The 16,687-nt window shown below is 64.9% G+C and carries 9 protein-coding genes; 7 read left to right on the top strand and 2 right to left on the bottom strand.

What is annotated here, in order from left to right; translation table 11 throughout:
* Positions 1-581: 581 nt before the first annotated feature.
* Positions 582-2,372, bottom strand: coding sequence for a cation:proton antiporter (locus ACZ5B4_RS12320; protein WP_464911530.1), 1,791 nt, complete (start codon positions 2,370-2,372; stop codon positions 582-584).
* 241 nt (positions 2,373-2,613) lie between these two features.
* Here ACZ5B4_RS12320 and ACZ5B4_RS12325 point away from each other — a divergent pair, with 241 nt between their 5' ends.
* From ACZ5B4_RS12325 to ACZ5B4_RS12350, 6 genes are all read left to right on the top strand, one after another.
* Positions 2,614-6,000, top strand: coding sequence for a DUF6259 domain-containing protein (locus ACZ5B4_RS12325; protein WP_464911531.1), 3,387 nt, complete (start codon positions 2,614-2,616; stop codon positions 5,998-6,000).
* A gap of 87 nt (positions 6,001-6,087) precedes the next feature.
* Entirely contained in the window at positions 6,088-8,649 is a 2,562-nt protein-coding gene (locus ACZ5B4_RS12330; protein ID WP_464911532.1) for a hypothetical protein, read from the top strand.
* Positions 8,650-8,749: 100 nt separating this feature from the next.
* A complete protein-coding gene (locus ACZ5B4_RS12335; RefSeq protein WP_464911533.1) occupies positions 8,750-9,520 on the top strand; it encodes a HEAT repeat domain-containing protein in 771 nt (256 codons plus the stop codon).
* A gap of 138 nt (positions 9,521-9,658) precedes the next feature.
* Positions 9,659-10,501 (top strand): histidinol-phosphatase, encoded by an 843-nt coding sequence (gene hisN, locus ACZ5B4_RS12340; protein ID WP_464911534.1) that lies wholly within the window; start codon positions 9,659-9,661, stop codon positions 10,499-10,501.
* Between the two features lie 294 nt (positions 10,502-10,795).
* Entirely contained in the window at positions 10,796-12,700 is a 1,905-nt protein-coding gene (locus ACZ5B4_RS12345) for an ATP-binding protein (protein WP_464911535.1), read from the top strand.
* Between the two features lie 275 nt (positions 12,701-12,975).
* Positions 12,976-15,816: a tetratricopeptide repeat protein gene (locus ACZ5B4_RS12350; RefSeq protein WP_464911536.1), complete on the top strand. Its 2,841-nt coding sequence runs from the start codon at positions 12,976-12,978 to the stop codon at positions 15,814-15,816.
* A gap of 66 nt (positions 15,817-15,882) precedes the next feature.
* Here the strand turns inward: ACZ5B4_RS12350 and ACZ5B4_RS12355 are convergent, their stop codons facing one another.
* Entirely contained in the window at positions 15,883-16,038 is a 156-nt protein-coding gene (locus ACZ5B4_RS12355; protein WP_464911537.1) for a hypothetical protein, read from the bottom strand.
* 62 nt (positions 16,039-16,100) lie between these two features.
* Between ACZ5B4_RS12355 and ACZ5B4_RS12360 the strand changes: the two genes are divergently transcribed.
* On the top strand, positions 16,101-16,343 hold the full coding sequence (locus ACZ5B4_RS12360) for a hypothetical protein (protein ID WP_464911538.1): 243 nt from the start codon (positions 16,101-16,103) through the stop codon (positions 16,341-16,343).
* Positions 16,344-16,687: the final 344 nt, after the last annotated feature.

Consider the following 16,687-nt stretch of genomic DNA (forward strand, 5'->3'; position numbering starts at 1 on the left):
GTCAGCCCGCTTCGACCGCGTGCCTCAGCGGCGTGTCGGCCACGCCGTCGGAGACGCACCTTCGCGGGGCGGTCGCGGCTCCGGCGGACCGGCGCCGCCCCATCCCGGGGATGAGTGAGCAAGGAACGCTCGTTTGAATGGAACCGATTCGAAAAAATCGCGAAGGATCGCAAGCAAAGAAGACAAAACTGGGCGTTACTCGGCCGTCACAGCTTTTTCCTACATTATGCCATCATAAGTTGGCATCGACCAGGGTGAATAACTCCATCGTGGCATTATTACCTCCTCCATTGCAGCGGTTTCATTTGCCCGAAATTCCGTCTTCTCCGCGCTCTCCCTCTCTGGATTGCCCATGCAAGCCGCAGCGAGGCAGTGCCGCATGACCCGTACGCCGGTATTGTGCCACTTTCAACCGCGATAAACGCAGAAATACCGGCCGGCCGCGTCAACTTGCTTCCGGACAATCGGGAGGCAACGGCGGTTCACACGGCCCAGGCCCGCACCCCTCTAAAGATGTAATTCTCTCGTTTGTTACAAGCGGCGCGAGGTGGGCAAATCGCTGTCTTGCGATTTCATAACCTTTACGAGGTACTTGTGTTTCCTTTTTGACAAATAGCCACGATTGTATCACCCTGCTGGGGGGATATCCGTTCATCCGCCGCGAAGACCGTTATTTGCTTGTTTCGAATCAGGAAAACCGGAAGTACGGAATCGCCATGCTGCTGCAAGTAGGCCTGATAATCGAACTCGCGCGTGAGCCGGGTCGTCTTGGCGCCCACGTCCTGACCGAACCGTTCCACGATCCTCGTGAACGAAGTCTTATCGTCGAACAGGAACCGGCCGCAGGCCTGCGGCATTCCCCCGCCGTTTCTCGCGTCGCGGAAATCGGTGTAATGCAGTTGGAACACCTCGCGTTGTCCGAGGACGGAAGAAAACTGAAGACAGGCGAGGCTGTTCAATTCGTCGTTCGGCGTGACGGCCAAGACTCGACGCATTCCCGAAAAGTCCAGCTCTTCGATCGTGCGATCGGCAATGGCGCTCCCGTGATAGACGGGCAATCCCTCCATCCGGGCCGCGGCGATCTTGATCCGGTCCGTGTCCACGATGACGACCGGAAATCCCTGGCTCATGAGCGTCTTGGCCAACGCTCGGGCGAAGGCATAACCTCCCACGAAAACCGTCCCCTGAGGGTTGGGATCGATCAGTTGCAGGCGGCGAGCCAGGGGTCGGGCGAACAGCCCGGCAAACGTCACGGTCCCCAAGATGACCGCGAACGTGGCGGAGGGTAGGATCGCGGCGGCTTGGGCGTCGAATCGTTCCAGTTTCATGGCGAAGACCGAAATCACGGCGGCGGCGACGATCCCGCGCGGGGCCATGGCGCTCAAGAAGACACGCTCGCGCCACGTGAGGGAACTCCCGAGCGTCGAAAACATCACGGCGGCGGGGCGGATGCACAAGAGCAGAAGTACGAAGAGCAATTCCTGAAGCCCGAACGACAGCACGGTGTCTCGCGGCAACCGCGCTCCGAGGACGATGAACAGACCCGAAACCAAGACGATCGCCAGGTTTTCCTTGAATTCCAAAATGCTACGCACGGAAATGCCGCTGTTGGCCAATCCGATGCCGGCCGCCGTCACGGCCAACAGTCCGGCGCCCTCCCCGAACTGACCGGCGATCGCGAACACCAACGCCAACAACGCCAAGGCGGCAGGGCTTTGCAAAAAGTCGGGAATCCAGTGGCGGCGGATGCACTGCGTCCATACCAAGGTCATGGCAGCGCCGGCGATCAATCCCACCCCGCCCGACACGGCGATTTCACGCAGGGCCTCCTGCCACGGGCCGTGGCCTTCGCCGAGCCGAACGAATTGGAAGGCGGCCACGGCCAACACGGCCCCCAACGGATCGACGACGATGCCTTCCCATTTCAAGATCGCCCCCGCGGCTCCCCGCAGACGCAAGGACCGCAACAGCGGCCCGATCACCGTGGGTCCGGTGACCGTCAGCACGGCCCCGATCAAGGCGGCCGCGCTCCACGACAGGCCGAGCGTCAGCCGGGCGGCCGCCGCGACGCCCACCCACGTGACCGCCACTCCCAGCGTCATCAGTCGCAGAAAAACGCCGTGCAACTGCCGCAACTCGCGGAACTTGAGATTCAGCCCGCCTTCGAACAGAATAACGGCAACCGCCAACGATACCGCGGGCATGAGAAGATCGCCCAACAATGCGTCGGGATGAATCAACCCTGCAAACGGCCCCGCGAGAATCCCCGCCGAAAGCAAGATAATGATTGCGGGAATATGCAGCCGCCACGCCGTCCACTGCGCGGCGATGCCGAGGCTCAACACCATGACCAATTGTGCCAAATTATCCATACCGTGCTTCGGCTCTCGCTTTCCCGGCTGGAAGGTCGGAACGCGGTAATCGCTCGCCGTGCGGCAAAAAGGACGTTCTTCCCCGAATGCGGCCCTCGGCGCTCGCCGCGAACGGAGGCCGGCGAACCACATGAGGCCGCAATTATACGCAATTCGATAAGAGGGACGTAGCAGGCGAGCAATGGAAGTTTCCGCCGCCGAGGTTTTCCGACAATATCCGAAGCTCTCCGGGAGATTCGCGATGCGAACGTCGCCGTTCAAGGTGTTTGCGGCCGTTGTCGGCTTGATCGTACTTTGGTCGGGGAGCGGCCGAGCCTCGGGCGAGGAAGCCGTTCTGCTTCTCGACCCGCCGATCGGACCCGGCACGGTGATGCTGGAAGTGCGTCTCGCAGCGGTCGCAGAACGGTGCGGTTGGGGTGCCGGCTGGGCCGGACGTCTTCAGGTCGCGACGGAAGACGGCCGGTCGATCCCCGCCCAATTCCTGCCCGCTCCTCCCATGGACGATCCCCAGGTCGACCTGAGGGCGCTATGCGACGACGGCTCGGGCACGCTCTTGCTGGTCTTGCCCGACCCGCCGCCCGACCGCGTCATCTTGCGGCCCCGATCGGCGGAGGCAACGACTGAGGCGGGGCATGATTTCGACGGACGCGTGGACACGTCGCACTTGACCGTCACCCATCTTCCCCAGCGAGGCGGCTTTTTCTCCTCGTTATACCTCAAATCGGGCGGCAAGGAGTTTCCGCTGCGATTCGCCGATCGCGTTCACAGTCGCGACAAGGGAAGCTTCCTTGCGGCGAGCGACGCCCAGGCCGAGGTCGTTCAGCTCGGTGTCGGGCCGATCGCGACCGTGGTCCGCACTCGGGCGGGCTACAAGTCGGGAAGCGGCGAGCCGGAGTCCCATCCCTGGGTCGTCTACGACTGGGTCTATTTCCACGACGCCCCCTGGGTGTGGGTCCGCGGCCGGGCCTCGCAAGGCACGCCCTTTCGCTGGGACGAGCACCATTTCTTGGAATTGCAGTTCTCCCAAGAGACGGCCGCGGAGTGGCTGGGGGGCGAACCGGTGCAGCGCGGCCGATTCGAACGCGCGACGAAATCATATCCCTTGGCCGAAGCCGCCGTCATCCTCGACGGCCCGAACGCCCTGGGCTTGGTCTCGCCCGGCAATGTGGTTATTTATGATTCCCCCGACGGCGACGGACACTACATCCAGTCCCACGGCGATGCGGCCTGGCAGCCTTGGGAGAGCGGCATCCTGGATAAATCGGCCTGGCTGTTCGGCTTTTCGGCCGATGATCCCGCCGCACGACTGCCGTCGATCCGAGCGGAGCTTCCCAAGACGATAAAAGCCGTCGTCACCACGGATGAGATTCACCGCCGTATCGCCTCCGGCGCGGAGAGAGTCTCGCCCGTCGTCGCCGGTTTGGCCCGGCAACTGGAGGCGGCGGGGCGTTGGGACGACGCCTTGGCGGCCGCCGAGGGCCGCTTGCCCGATCGCTTCACCGTCCTTTCGGCGGGGCGAGCCGCCTTGGTTTGTGAACGGAACGCGGACGGCGTGGTGGGGCCGACGCTGCACGCCGCGGACGGTCGGGCCATGATCGGCGACCGTTTGCCGCTGTTCACGGTGAACCTCCGCGCGGCCGGTTCTGAAGAAGACGCGACGCTCAGCTCCGATCACGGTTGGCAGGACTTCGCCGTGACGCCGGATCCCGACGCTCGAGCGCTCACGCTGGAGTTCAAGACGCCGACGGATGCGCGCCTTCGTGACCTCGGCGTCATCGCCCGAGCGGTGGCCGACGAAGAGAACGACGCCGTCCGCTGGACGCTACAGGTCCGGAACGCCGGCGCGACCTGGAGCATCCGCTCCGTCCGTTTCCCGCAAACGGTCCTGGTCGAGCCGGGGGCCGACGGTCGGCTGGTCTATCCCAAGGCGGCGGGAGTGGCCGAGCAGGGAGCTTGGCGGCGGGCCGTCGATTTCAACGGCCGATATCCCAGCGGCTGGGTCACCATGCAATTCGTGGCCGCCTATCCGCAAGACGAGCGGTGCGGACTCTATCTCGGCGTCCACGATCCTTTCGGCGGAACCAAGGAGCTGCGGCTCCGCAGCCTGCCCAAGGATCACCTCGTGGAATACACCGTCGAGCACTGGGCGGAAGGGATGGGAACGGCCGGCAACGCTTTCCAAACTTCCGGCGAGGTCGTCTGGCGGCTGTTCGACGGGAACTGGTTCGACGCCGCGTGCCTCTATCGCGATTGGGTCCGGCACGAGGCCCGCTGGTATCCCGAATTGGGCCCCGACGGTCGTAGCGATACCCCGCTGTGGATGCGGGAACTGTCGATTTGGGCGTTGGGCGGCGGCGCACCGGGTGATTGCGTCGAGTCGGTCCGCAAGTTCGCCGAATACTTCGGGGTGCCCGCCGGCTTTCATTGGTACAATTGGCACCAAATCCCCTTCGATAACGATTACCCCCACTACTTTCCCACCAAGGACGGTTTCGCGGAGGGCGTGCGCGATCTGCAATCGCACGGCGTGCACGTCATGCCCTACATCAACGGCCGGTTGTGGGATACGCGCGACCGCGGCGGCGAGGATTTCGAGTTCACCGCCAGGGCCGAACCGGCCGTTTCCAAGGACGAAAAGGGCGAGCCGTACATCGAAACGTATAACAGCAAGGAGGAGGACGGCAGCCCGGTCCGGTTGGGCGTAATGTGCCCCTCGACGCCGTTATGGCAGGAGACCGTCCGCGAAACCGTATCGCGATTGTTCTCCGAGTGCGGCGTGCACGGCGTATACATCGATCAAATCGCGGCCGCGGCGCCCACGTTGTGCATGGATCGGTCGCACGGGCACCCTCTCGGCGGCGGGCACTGGTGGACCCAATCGTATTGGCAATTGCTGGACGCGATCCGCCGATCGATGCCCGACGATCGCATGATTACCACGGAGTGCAATGCCGAACCGTACATCCGCTGGTTCGACGGCTATCTTACTTGGCATTGGCAATACCCCGATCAAGTTCCGCTGTTTCCGGCCGTGTACGGCGGAAGCGTGCAGATGTTCGGCCGCTACTACGGCGGGACGGGGAGCGGGTTACTGCCTTCGGAGGAAGCGGGCAAGAACCGCGACATGGCGCTGCGGATGCGGGCGGCGCAGCAGTTGGTCTTCGGCGAGCAGATCGGCTGGATCAACCCCGGCGTACTGCAAGAGGAAGACAACGCCGCGTTTCTCAGAAAACTGGTCGCGCTCCGCGCCGCGACGGCGAGGTATTTCTATGCGGGCGAGATGGCCCGGCCGCCTCGCGTGCTGGGAACAATCCCCAAACTGCGTGCCGATTGGCAATGGGGCGGCACGATGTGGATCACCACGGATGCCGTGTTTCGCGGTTGCTGGGCAATCCCGCGCGAAGAGCGTATGCTCGTCATGGCCGTCAATGCCGCCGAGGAGCCGGTCTCCGTGCGGATCGAAGTCGATGCCGAGCGGTGGGGTCTGCCCGACCGTCCGCTCACCGTTCGCCGCGTGGACGTTCAGACCGACGAAGGACCCCGACCGTCTCCGCCGAATTGGGGCGCGGACGTGGTGTTGCCGCCCGCTTCGGTTTACGCCTGGGAACTGCAATCCGCCCGACCTTAGTCTCACGCCCCACCCGGCGCGACGGCACGTCGTACGACCGGTAAGGATAACTCCGCTCACCTTCACACGATTAGGAGCACAGCCGTCATGCTTTCCCAATGGCTTCTTGCCGCCGTTGTTTGCTTGCAGCCCGCCGCCGAGCCGGTGAACCCCTATCCCCGGGAATTCGTTCCCCGTGGTGAACCGGTCGTCATTTCCTTCGAGCGGGATACCGGGGGCTTTCGCGCCGAGAATCAATGTTCGTTGGCGATGGAAAACGGGGTCCTCGTAGTGGAAAGCCGCGGCAATGATCCGTACTTCAGCCGCGACATGGGACTCTCCGGCGACGACTATCAGGTCGAGGTCCGCCATCGCACCACGGTGCCCGGCGGTTTCGGTCTCTTCTGGACCTGCGGCGATTCTCCCGGTCGGGGAGAGGACAAGGCGCGGCACTTCGCGATCTCCGCGGACGGCCGGTGGCACACGTACACAGCGCGGATCCATACCCCGGGCGGGCTTCGCAATCTCCGGATCGACCCGGGCACGGCCGAAGGCCGGTTCGAGATCGGCGAGGTCCGCGTGATCCCCCTGACGGCGGCACCGCTGGTGGTTGAAGAAGTTGCGGCCGCCGACGATGCCGTCGCCTTTTTCGTGCGGAACGTGGGAAAGAAGCCCCTGACGTTTCGTCACGGCGATACTCCCGTCGCATCGGCTCCGGGAGACCGCGTCACGTTGCGGGAGCCGACTGCGGCGGATCGTCCGCTGGATTGCGTGGAACTGAAGCTCTCATTGCCGGACGGTCCGCCGGTCGCCAGACAGGCCGTCGTCGTGCACGATGCCGCCCCCGCCGAATGGGTCGGCTGCAAGGTGCCGGGCGACGCGGACTTGACGCTGGAGGCCGCGCAAAACTCCAACCTGGCCCGAATCAGAAAGGGTGAGACCGTTGTGGCGGTGATCGCGCCGGTGGCGGCGCCGTCGCAACCGGGTAAACCCGGCCAATTCGTCCGCATCCCCGCGCTCCAGGTTCGGGCGGTTGCCGAGGGTCTGGACCTGTGGGGAGACGGCATCCGCGTCGCCGTCCGCCCGACCGACGGCGAGATTCGCTTCCGGATCGAGGCCGAGGAACCCGTGGAAGGCCCCGTGGTCCGCGCCCGCGGCGGCTTGGAGCAGGGGCTATTCGCCGGTCTGGAATACCTGGGCAAGGGAGAGGCTAGCTCCTCGAAGGCTGATATTGAGACGCCGGAGCACCTGCGGTTCGCGCCGGACCGGCTCAAGGTGACCATGCCTCTTGCCGCCTTTGGCACGGACCGCGCGACCGTCTCCTTGAGCTGGGACGACATGCGGCTCCAGCCGACCTACGCCACGCCGAATTTCGTGGACGGCGCCGCCGACCATCGCATGAGTCTGGTCGGCATGCGCTACGAGGCCTTCTTGCGGGTGAAGCAAGAGTCGCTGGAAGATGCCGTGCTTTGGGCCGTGCAGCGGCACGGTTTCCCGGAACTGCCCGATCCGCCGCGGTCTCCCAAGGAGCAGGAAGAGCTGGTGCTTTGGGCGCTGACGCAGGGGCCGCTTCGTAACGAAGAGGGCTGGGGACACTGCGTGGAACCCAATTGGAGACGGCAATTCTTCGCCGACATGGCCTCGACCATCGGTCGGATTACGGGAGAAGTCCCGCCGACCCCGACGCTGATTCCCGGCGGCGGCCACCTCTCCGACGACTATGCGTTCTTCGTGACCGGCCGGGCCGACCGCTGGGCCGAGTTCCAACGTGCCCGAGCGCAGCAGGCCGTTCGCGCTCAGCGATCGGACGGCTCCTATCGCTACGCGGGAACCTACCTCAAGGGGCACTTTGAGGATACCGCAAGCGGCTACTGCGCCTTGTACGCCAAGCAACTATTGGAATACGCCTACGCAAGCGGCGACGAAGAGGCCCTACAAGCCGGAGTCCGCACGCTGGAGTACATGAAGCGATTCCGCACCCCGCGCGGGGCGCAGGTCTGGGAGCTGTCGCTGCACACGCCGGATATCTTGGCCTCCGCGCACTTGGTCGCCGCCTACGTCCGCGGCTACGAACTGACCGGGAACAAGGAGTACCTGGCACTGGCCCGCAAATGGGCGATCACGGGTATTCCCTTCGTCTATCTGTGGTCGGAACACCCCGTCATGCTCTACGCCACGATTCCCGTGTACGGCGCCACCAATTGGGTCGCGCCCAACTGGATGGGATTGCCCGTCCAGTGGTGCGGCCTGGTGTACGCCGATGCCCTCACGATGCTGGCCCCGTATGATTCCACGCTCGACTGGAATCGTTTGGCCTGGGGAATCTTGATTTCGGGCGAGCAGCAGCAGGTGCCCGCGGGCGATCCCAAGGCGGGGACGCTGCCGGATTCCTTCTCCTTGACGGCTCAGACCCGCAACGGCCCCTTCATCAATCCGTGCGCGCTCTACATCTTGCGGCGCAAACTCTCCGGCGAGATCGAGCGTCCGCAAGTGCTGGAGGTGAAGGGTCACCGTGTGGTGGTCCCCTTTGCCGCCGAATTGCGAGACGGCACGCTGGTGATCCACGCCAAGCCCGGCCTACGCTACCAGGTCGTCATCGACGGCGGCAAGAGCATCGTGGAAATTCAATCCGCGGGAGAGGACGTGTTTCCCACGGCCGGATTAGAATAATAGTCTGGAGCGCGATTCCGCCGCCCGACCTTGCCGTCCGGCGGCGAGCCGATTGTTCAGGGCGTTGATCGAGCAGGCGTTCAGAGGACCGACGGCGACGATGATGTGGAGACGATGGCGGCGGATTGGGCCGTGGTTCATCCTCGGCGCGGCGTTTGTTTGGCTGGGATCGACGGCGGGGTGTCGCCCCATGCCGCCGATGGGCGAGGGAGGCGGAAACGCGACCCGCGGACGTTCCGGCGATCGCCCCGCATTTCGCGAGTTTCGCCACACCGACAAAACGCCCGAGGAGTGGCTCGCGCTCTTGAGTCACCGCAAGCCGCAGGTCCGAGACCAGGCCATCGACGCGCTGGTGCAATATGGAGCGGGGCAAGTCCCCGCCTTGCGAAAGGTGGTCCGCGAGACGCCGAGCGTGGATGCCCGGGTTTCGGCCATCCGCGCGCTGAGCGCCCTGGGCGGCGCCGCGAGCGCGGCGGTGCCTGAGTTGGTGGAGGGTTGCCGAGCGGCGGAGTGGGATGTGCGGGCTGCCGCCGCGGAGGCCTTGGGGATGACCGGCCGAGGCGATCCGCAGGCGATCGCGGCCCTTTGCGCCCTCTTGAAGGACGAAGACGCCGCGGTCCGCGCCGCGGCCGCCAAGGCCTTGCGGAAATGCGGCGCCGACGGCCCGGACGTAGTTTCGCGGCTGAAGGATGCCCTGGGAGACGCAGACCCCAACGTGCAAAGCGCCGCCGCGGATGCCTTGGGGCGGTTGGGCGCCAAGGCGAAGGATGCGTTGCCCGCCCTGGAACAGGCCCTGCAATCCGCCGGTCCCGTGGCGAAGGTTTCCATCGAGGAGGCCTTGAGAAACATCCGCGAAGCTTCCACGCCGTGAACTCCATCGTCCCCGGGATGGTGCTGCGGCTTACGGCGGACAAGGAGCCCACGATCGGATTGCCGTGCGGAAAAACCGAGGCTGGAGCGATCGCAGGGATCGTCGGAACGGGGATTCGATCGGGCATGAGATGACGCCATGAGTGGAACCGACATGTTTACCGGCGGAACCGAGGCCTTGCGCCGCAGGTTGGACTGGGCCGTGAAGATCGCGCGCGAGGCGGGTGAAATCACGCTCCGGTATTTCGGCTCGAAGATGGAAGTGGAGCGGAAGGCGGACGATTCGCCCGTTACCGTCGCCGACCGCGAAGCCGAGAGCCACCTGCGGCGGCGAATCGCGGAGGCCTTTCCGGAGGACGGCATCGTCGGCGAGGAATGGGGTACGGCGGAAGGCTCGGGCGGCTATCGCTGGATTCTCGATCCGATCGACGGCACCAAGTCGTTCATTCACGGCGTCCCGTTGTACGGGACGTTGGTGGGGATCGTTTACGAAGATCGTGCCGTAGCCGGAGTCGCCCGCATTCCCGCCTTGGAAGAGGCCGTCTATGCCGCCGAGGGCTTGGGAGCGTGGTATGTCCGAGCAGAGGAACCGCCGCAACCGGCCCGCGTCTCGTCTTGCGACCGCTTGGCGGAGGCGGCCTGGGTCACCAGCGAGGTGGTCAACTTCGATCACGTGGGCCGACGCGACGCCTTCTTCCGGCTGCAAGAGGCCGCCCGGTTGGTCCGCACATGGGGCGACGCCTACGGCTATCTGCTCGTTGCCACCGGGCGCGTCGATTTCATGATCGATCCCTTGATGCAGGTTTGGGACGCCGCCGCCGTGGCCCCCATCATTCGCGAGGCCGGCGGGCGCTTCAGCGATTGGAAGGGCGTCTATTCCTTTTCGTCGGGAAACGGCCTCGGCTCCAACGGCTTGCTGCACGAGGAAGTGCTGGCCGTCCTCGCGGCGTCCTCATCGGGTCCGGCGACGGCGGTCGGTTGACGAGCGATCCCGCCGCGCCGACGGCACGAGCCGGACGCGATTCCCGACCCGCCCCATGCCCGCGGACCTTGTCCCCCGGCGGTATTTGCCCGGATAATGCGGATAGACGCGATCGTCGGCGCAACGGAATATCGTCAGCCTATCATCGGTGGAACCGGAACGACTAATCGCCATTCGGCCGAGGACGGACGGCCGCCTTTCCGAGGGCGCCTTTCCTTTCTTCGCCGTGCCGACGTCCGGCCGGGTCGTTTTGCGCGGCGGCCTTCCCGCGATACATCCTTGCCCCATGGATTGATGATGGATTCTCAGCAACCCATCCCCAGCGAACAACCCCCCGATGAACCCGCCTGGTCCAAACGCGTTCCCTTTCAGGTGGACGTGGGTGGCATCATCCAACTGATGGGCGAATCCCTTTACAGCCGCCCCGAGGTCGCCGTTCGCGAATTGATCCAAAACGCCCATGACGGAATCATGCGGCGGCGAGCCGAGGAAGTGACGTTTCAGGGACGAATCGACGTGCGGCAAGACCCGGCGCAGCGCGTCCTGGAAGTCCGTGACGACGGCATCGGCATGAGGCCGGAAGAGGCCGAGACCTATCTGGGGACGCTGGGGCTGGGCATCAGCGGCTGGATCAAGCGCCGGGGCGATGCCCCGGGGGCCTCCAGCCTGATCGGGCAATTCGGCGTCGGCCTGCTCAGCGGATTCCTCCTGGCCGAGCGGATCGTCGTCGTTTCGCGGCACCGCGACGATGACCGGGCCGTGCTGTGGGAGGCGGGGTCGGGGACCGACATCTACTTGGCCTCGGCGGAGCGGGAATCGTGCGGCACGACCGTGCGATTGCACCTCAAGCCCGAGTTCGCCGCCTATGCCGAACAGGAGGAATTGCTGGAATCGGTGATTCGACAATACGCCGACTTCCTTCCCCTGCCCATCTTCCTGAACGACGGCGGGCAGCGTGTGAACGTAGGAACGGCCGCCTGGCTGGATACCACTCCCGACCGCCACGCCGTGGAAATGGAGCTGGAGTCGTACTTCGGGGAGACGCCTTTGGAGGTCATTCCGCTGCGTGTGGAACGGCCGGTGACCATCCGCGGGGCGCTATACGTCACGCCGCAACGGACGCCCGGCTTCACCGATGCGCCCACCTTGGCCGTCACCGTGCGTCGCATGGTCATCTCGCGGCGTCTGCAAGGGCTTCTGCCGGATTGGGCGCCGTTCATCCGCGGCGTCGTGGAGTTGCCCGAGTGCGACCCCACCGTCAGCCGCGAGGACTTGGTCCGCAACGTGCGATTCGCCTGGGTGCAGGACGAGCTGGATCGCGCCGTCTTCTCGCACTTCGAGAACTTGGCCGAGAGCGATCCCAAGCGTTGGGAAACGCTGATCACCTGGCATCGCTACCTCTTGGCCGGGGCGGCGCTGGCGCAAGAGCGACTGCGTCTGTTGCTGCGGCGCAGCTATCGCTTCAGCACCTCGCAAGGACTGTTGACGTTCGAGCAGATTTTCAAACGCAGTCGCAGCCGGTCGAGCTTTGACAGCGACGCCGACTACGTGCTGTGGTACAATCCCAATCGGCACCAAGAATCGTGGATGAATACGCTGTTTCTGGATTATCCCGCCCCGTGCGTGCACACCATGCGGAGCTTCGAGGAGACTCTGCTGGCGTTGATGGCGGCCGATCTGGCGGCGGAAGGGTGCAATATCGACGTCCGCATCGCCGGGCCGGGCAGCCCCGATTTCGCCCGCAGCGTCCTCGGCATGGGAGACTTGGGCGAGGCGCCGCCGATCTGGCAGGAGTTCGTCGGATCGGATCGGGTTCGCGTGCTGGTGGGACGGTTTGCTCCTCGCATTCCCGTCATGGCCTTCCTGAGCGAACGCGCGGAACTCTATAAGACGTTCGAGGAGTTGAAGAAGAGCGGCAGCGTGCCGGCGGGATTTCAACGATTGATCGACGCCCATTTTTCCGGCGACGTCCCCCGGCCGAACGAGGTCGTGCTCAATCTCGATCACCGCCTGGTCGGCCGCGCGCTGGAACAATCGCCCGGTACGCCGCTGGGCAGCGTGGTGCGGTTGTTGGTCGGCAAGGCCCTGGCGACGGCGGGTTGGGTTCCGGATCGTGCCGCCTTTCAACGCGAGGAAGATGATTTGATGTGGATTGCGGAGGCCCTGTGGGGACGCGATCCGCGGCCCGGCGGAGACTAGAGCCGCGCAGGGCACGCTCACGCCGGATCGAGCAGCGGACGCGATCCCCTGGTTGGTGGCTTTGAGCCCTGACCGAGCACGAGCCTTCGGCAGGGTATTCCGTTCCACGCGTCGTTTTCGTCCTGACGGAGGGACGCGGCCCGGTCGTGTCCGGGATTCGGTGCGAGGCGTTCGGCACTCAAGAATCGAGGCCCGCCGAGAACACGTTTACCCATGCGCGTTCCCTTGGAATCAGTTTGCCCGATACCGGCGGGATTTTTCAGAAAGTGAGAGCCATGTCATCGGAATTGCCGGCGGATCCCGTCGAGCGACGGATGCAAGAGTTGTGGGAGCGGCAGCAAGAGCTGGAGGAACGCGGATTCTTCCGGTCCTCGATGCGTGTTGCTCACGAGCTGCGGAGGTTGGCCAAGATCGAGCGGCGGCTGATTCCGTACATTCGCGCCACGCTCTCGATTACGCATTGTGCCTTGGCCACCTTCGAAACGGAACTGGGGATGGAATTGGCGACGGAAATGGTCGCCCTGCTGGAAAGCGAGGATCACGCCCGGCAGTTCCAGCCCGACTTTCCCGATGACGAATACCAAGGCGTCGTCTTTTGGTTGTCCACGTGCGCTTACCACCATTTGGGTTCGCACGCGGCCGTTCGTTACGGCTTCGGCTCGCCCCGGGTGCGGGACGTGGTACGGGAAGGGAATGAGGTCTGCCGACGGACGGGAAAGATCGCCTGCCTGGAGTGTTTTCGCGATTACACGGTGTGGGTCTACCTGACCTTGGGCGATGTGCAGACCGCCTTGCACTTCGCGCGGTCGATCGAGAATAAGCTGCCGATCCTGGACCAGGGCGACCATCGTTTCGAGGGCGCGCGGATGCACGCCTTCATCCAATTGCTGTGCGGCCGCTTGACGGAGGCGGCGGACCAGGCACGCAGGGCCTTGGAATTGGCCAAAGTCTATCACACGCCGCTCCTCGCCAAGCTGGAGGCCTTTACCTTGCTCGGCTCCGCCCTGTTCCTCGCCGGCCGCGGCGATGAGCTGGAAGAACGATGCGCCGAAGTCGGTGAACCGCTGGATTGGTCGCTCGTTCCGCCCGAGGACGAAAACCCCGAGGCGGCCTGGCACAAGGCCTTGTTCGACGCGGTGGTCGCCGTGAGCGCCGATCGACCGGCGGAGGCCGCGGAAATCTTGGAGCGGTGGGACCGCCGGCTCGCGTATTGGGAAGCGATGCCCCAATGGCTGGAAACCCGCACCCGGTTGATCTCCGTGCTGCGATGGATGGGCAGGGACGGGCAGGCCGATGGGTTGGAGGAGGACTTGCGGCGGCGCATGAACCCCGGCGAGGCCGCGCTGTACCATGCTCGGCTGGACGCCATGGCGTCGGGGCGGGTGGCGCCCACGGCCGTCGGCTTCTTGTACCCGCCCAGAACGGACCGCATCCCGCTCCCCCCGTTGACTCAGCCGGCCGCGGAAGCGCCGGGCGATGATCGGACGCCGGAGGCCGCGGCCAAGACGCAGGTCCCGTCCGTCGATTGGGACAAGACGCCGATGGGGCCGCGATTCAACGCTTGGTTCCAACGTCTGCCCGACGGTACCGACGCCGAAGCCAAGGACATGGAGGTGATCCTCGATGAAATGCTGGCCGTCGATCCGGCGGAAGTGGAATTGCCGGAAGACGGCGCGCGGCTGATTTTCGTGGCCGGGCAACTGGCGTCGGTCCTCCGCCGCGAAAAGGAGGTGTGGTATTGGGCGCGAAGACTGCTGGATCGTTTTCCGGAACAACCGGACGTGTTGAATCTGGCGGCGACGGCAGGTTTGGGAGCCTGGATGCGGCAGGCCCAATTGGTCGCGGAAAGGCAGCGCACCGAGGAAGAGACCGCCGAGGCCGGGACTTCGGAGACCGAGGGCGCCGGGACGCCGTCCGATCGCGCCCCCGAAAACGAGACGGACCCGCTCCTCCCCGATCAACAAATGTTGGAACACCTGATGCGAAAGTCGTTGGACTTGAAACCCGATCATCCGCGCCATTGCTATCGGGCGGGAGTCCTGTTTCACGTCCTGGGCATGCAAGGAGACGCGGAGTGGTGCTTCGCCCGCAGTTTCGCCTTGGATCGCACTCAGGCGGCCGCGGCCTTGGCCTTGGCCGAGGTGTACGCCGACTCCAAGCGCGACGAGGACGCCCTTTTCGTGCTCGATCTGTGCCTCCGCGAAGGAAAGGTGGAAGACGCGGACGTGGCCTGGGAGGCGGGCTTGGCGGCCTTTCGCCTGGAACGCTACGCCGAGGCCGCGACCTACTTCAGCCTGGCCGGACAGTGGCGCAGCGCTCAGCCGTGGCTGCCGTACTATTATGCCTGGGCGCTGCTGCAAACCAACCGACCGGACGAGGCCGAGACGCAAATCGACGTCTTCGCCGAGTTGCACGGCCCGGATCATTTCGCGGCCCGCGCCTTGCGGGCCTGGCTGGCCGCCCTCCGCGGCGAACCCGACGTCCTCCGCGAGATCGTGCGGGCCATCCTCGAGGTTCCGCTGCGCGAGGTCGAGGACCTCACCCCCCTCGGTATCGAGAAGATCTTGCGGCAGTTGTGGCGCGTGGTCAGGGATCACCTGCCCGCCGACGATCCGCTGCAAAGCGAGCTGGTCGAACGGCTCTTCCAAGCCGGCATGGTTCCCGACGATTACTTCGAGGAGGAGCGGGCGCGGCGCCCGGTCACGGAGGGACTGACCTACTACGAATGCGCGGTGGAACAACCGCTGGACGACGATTGGCCGAAGCATCGGGCCTGCCTCGCCCATCAGGTGGATTGGCGGGAATACTACGCCTCGTGGGGCGTTCTGGCACGGAACGAGGAGGAGGCCGAGCATTACGTCATCCAGGCCCAGCAACGCTGCTACGCCCTGCCGCCGACCTTGATGAGTTGCGAAGAGGCGGAAGCCGGTTTTCGCGACCGGCCGGGCGTCGTTTGGCAGGGAGCAAGAGAATCCCCCGACGAATACGATGAGGAAACCCAAGAGCGGCTCCAGCGCATGGCCGAAGAGATGGCAGCGGATGACGATGAACCGGGTTCGGAGGACGACTACCTCGACGAGGACGAGGATGAAGAAGACGAGCACGGCTTGGCTTGATGCCTCCGCGGACGCGCGGGGGAGGAGGTTCGCGGCTTGCGGGTGCGTGGCCGTGCGAACCGGCCGCTATTGGGTCCCGGGCATGGCGAGCTTCATTTCTTCCAGAAATCGCTGCCGACGCGTCGCCTTCCGATAGCGATCCCACCCGGCCGTTGCCAACGTCCGCCGCGCCTTGCGATTCGCTCGTCCCATGTTCGCCGTCCGCCCCGAAAGTGATACCATTCCTTATACTTCTATCCCCTTGCTTCCAAGCACGAGACTACTGTACTGATACGCGCCGTGTTGTGCAGGGGTTCCCCCAGTACGACCCTGGCACGGGGGCCACGACGGTGGTCAATCACCTGGTCTATGACGCCTTCGGCAACGTGACGCGCATGGGGAGCCGCCGGCGGATGGGCAGCCGGTGGGTGAAGGGGAGTCGCTGGGTGACATGGAGCCGCCGGCGTGAGCCGGCGGTGGATAGTCTCTCCCTCTTCACCGCCCGGCCGCGCTGGCGATCCCCCAGCGAGGTTGATATGATGAACTGACAATCTCCGCGACTTGCCGTCGACCAGGCGCGGAGGAAACGTGCTGGGGGGGTGAGTGGCCGGACGGGGCACGGTGGCCGTGCTTCGCGATCCGACACCAGGGCCGAGCTGACCCAACCGGCGATGCACGCCCGCGGGTCGACCGAAGGCCTGATGCGACGCGAAGAGACCACCGGGGCCATCGACGTGATCGGCGAGCGAGCAAGACGGCTTCCAAAGGACGAACCGACTACACGCTGCGCGTGAAGGTCCTTCCCGATGCCCAGCCCGTGGCCGTTGCCCTCATCGAGGCCGAGCGCGAAGGCCTGCCTCCAGGTCATGGAATGGAACAGGGCAAGGCCCAC

It is taken from the genome of Thermogutta hypogea, assembly GCF_055386265.1.

Coding starts and splice junctions, on each gene's coding strand:
- ACZ5B4_RS12320 (WP_464911530.1), bottom strand. CDS start 2,372: ATGGATAATTTGGCACAATTGGTCATGGTGTTGAGCCTCGGCATCGCC.
- ACZ5B4_RS12325 (WP_464911531.1), top strand. CDS start 2,614: ATGCGAACGTCGCCGTTCAAGGTGTTTGCGGCCGTTGTCGGCTTGATC.
- ACZ5B4_RS12330 (WP_464911532.1), top strand. CDS start 6,088: ATGCTTTCCCAATGGCTTCTTGCCGCCGTTGTTTGCTTGCAGCCCGCC.
- ACZ5B4_RS12335 (WP_464911533.1), top strand. CDS start 8,750: ATGATGTGGAGACGATGGCGGCGGATTGGGCCGTGGTTCATCCTCGGC.
- hisN (WP_464911534.1), top strand. CDS start 9,659: ATGAGTGGAACCGACATGTTTACCGGCGGAACCGAGGCCTTGCGCCGC.
- ACZ5B4_RS12345 (WP_464911535.1), top strand. CDS start 10,796: ATGATGGATTCTCAGCAACCCATCCCCAGCGAACAACCCCCCGATGAA.
- ACZ5B4_RS12350 (WP_464911536.1), top strand. CDS start 12,976: ATGTCATCGGAATTGCCGGCGGATCCCGTCGAGCGACGGATGCAAGAG.
- ACZ5B4_RS12355 (WP_464911537.1), bottom strand. CDS start 16,038: ATGGTATCACTTTCGGGGCGGACGGCGAACATGGGACGAGCGAATCGC.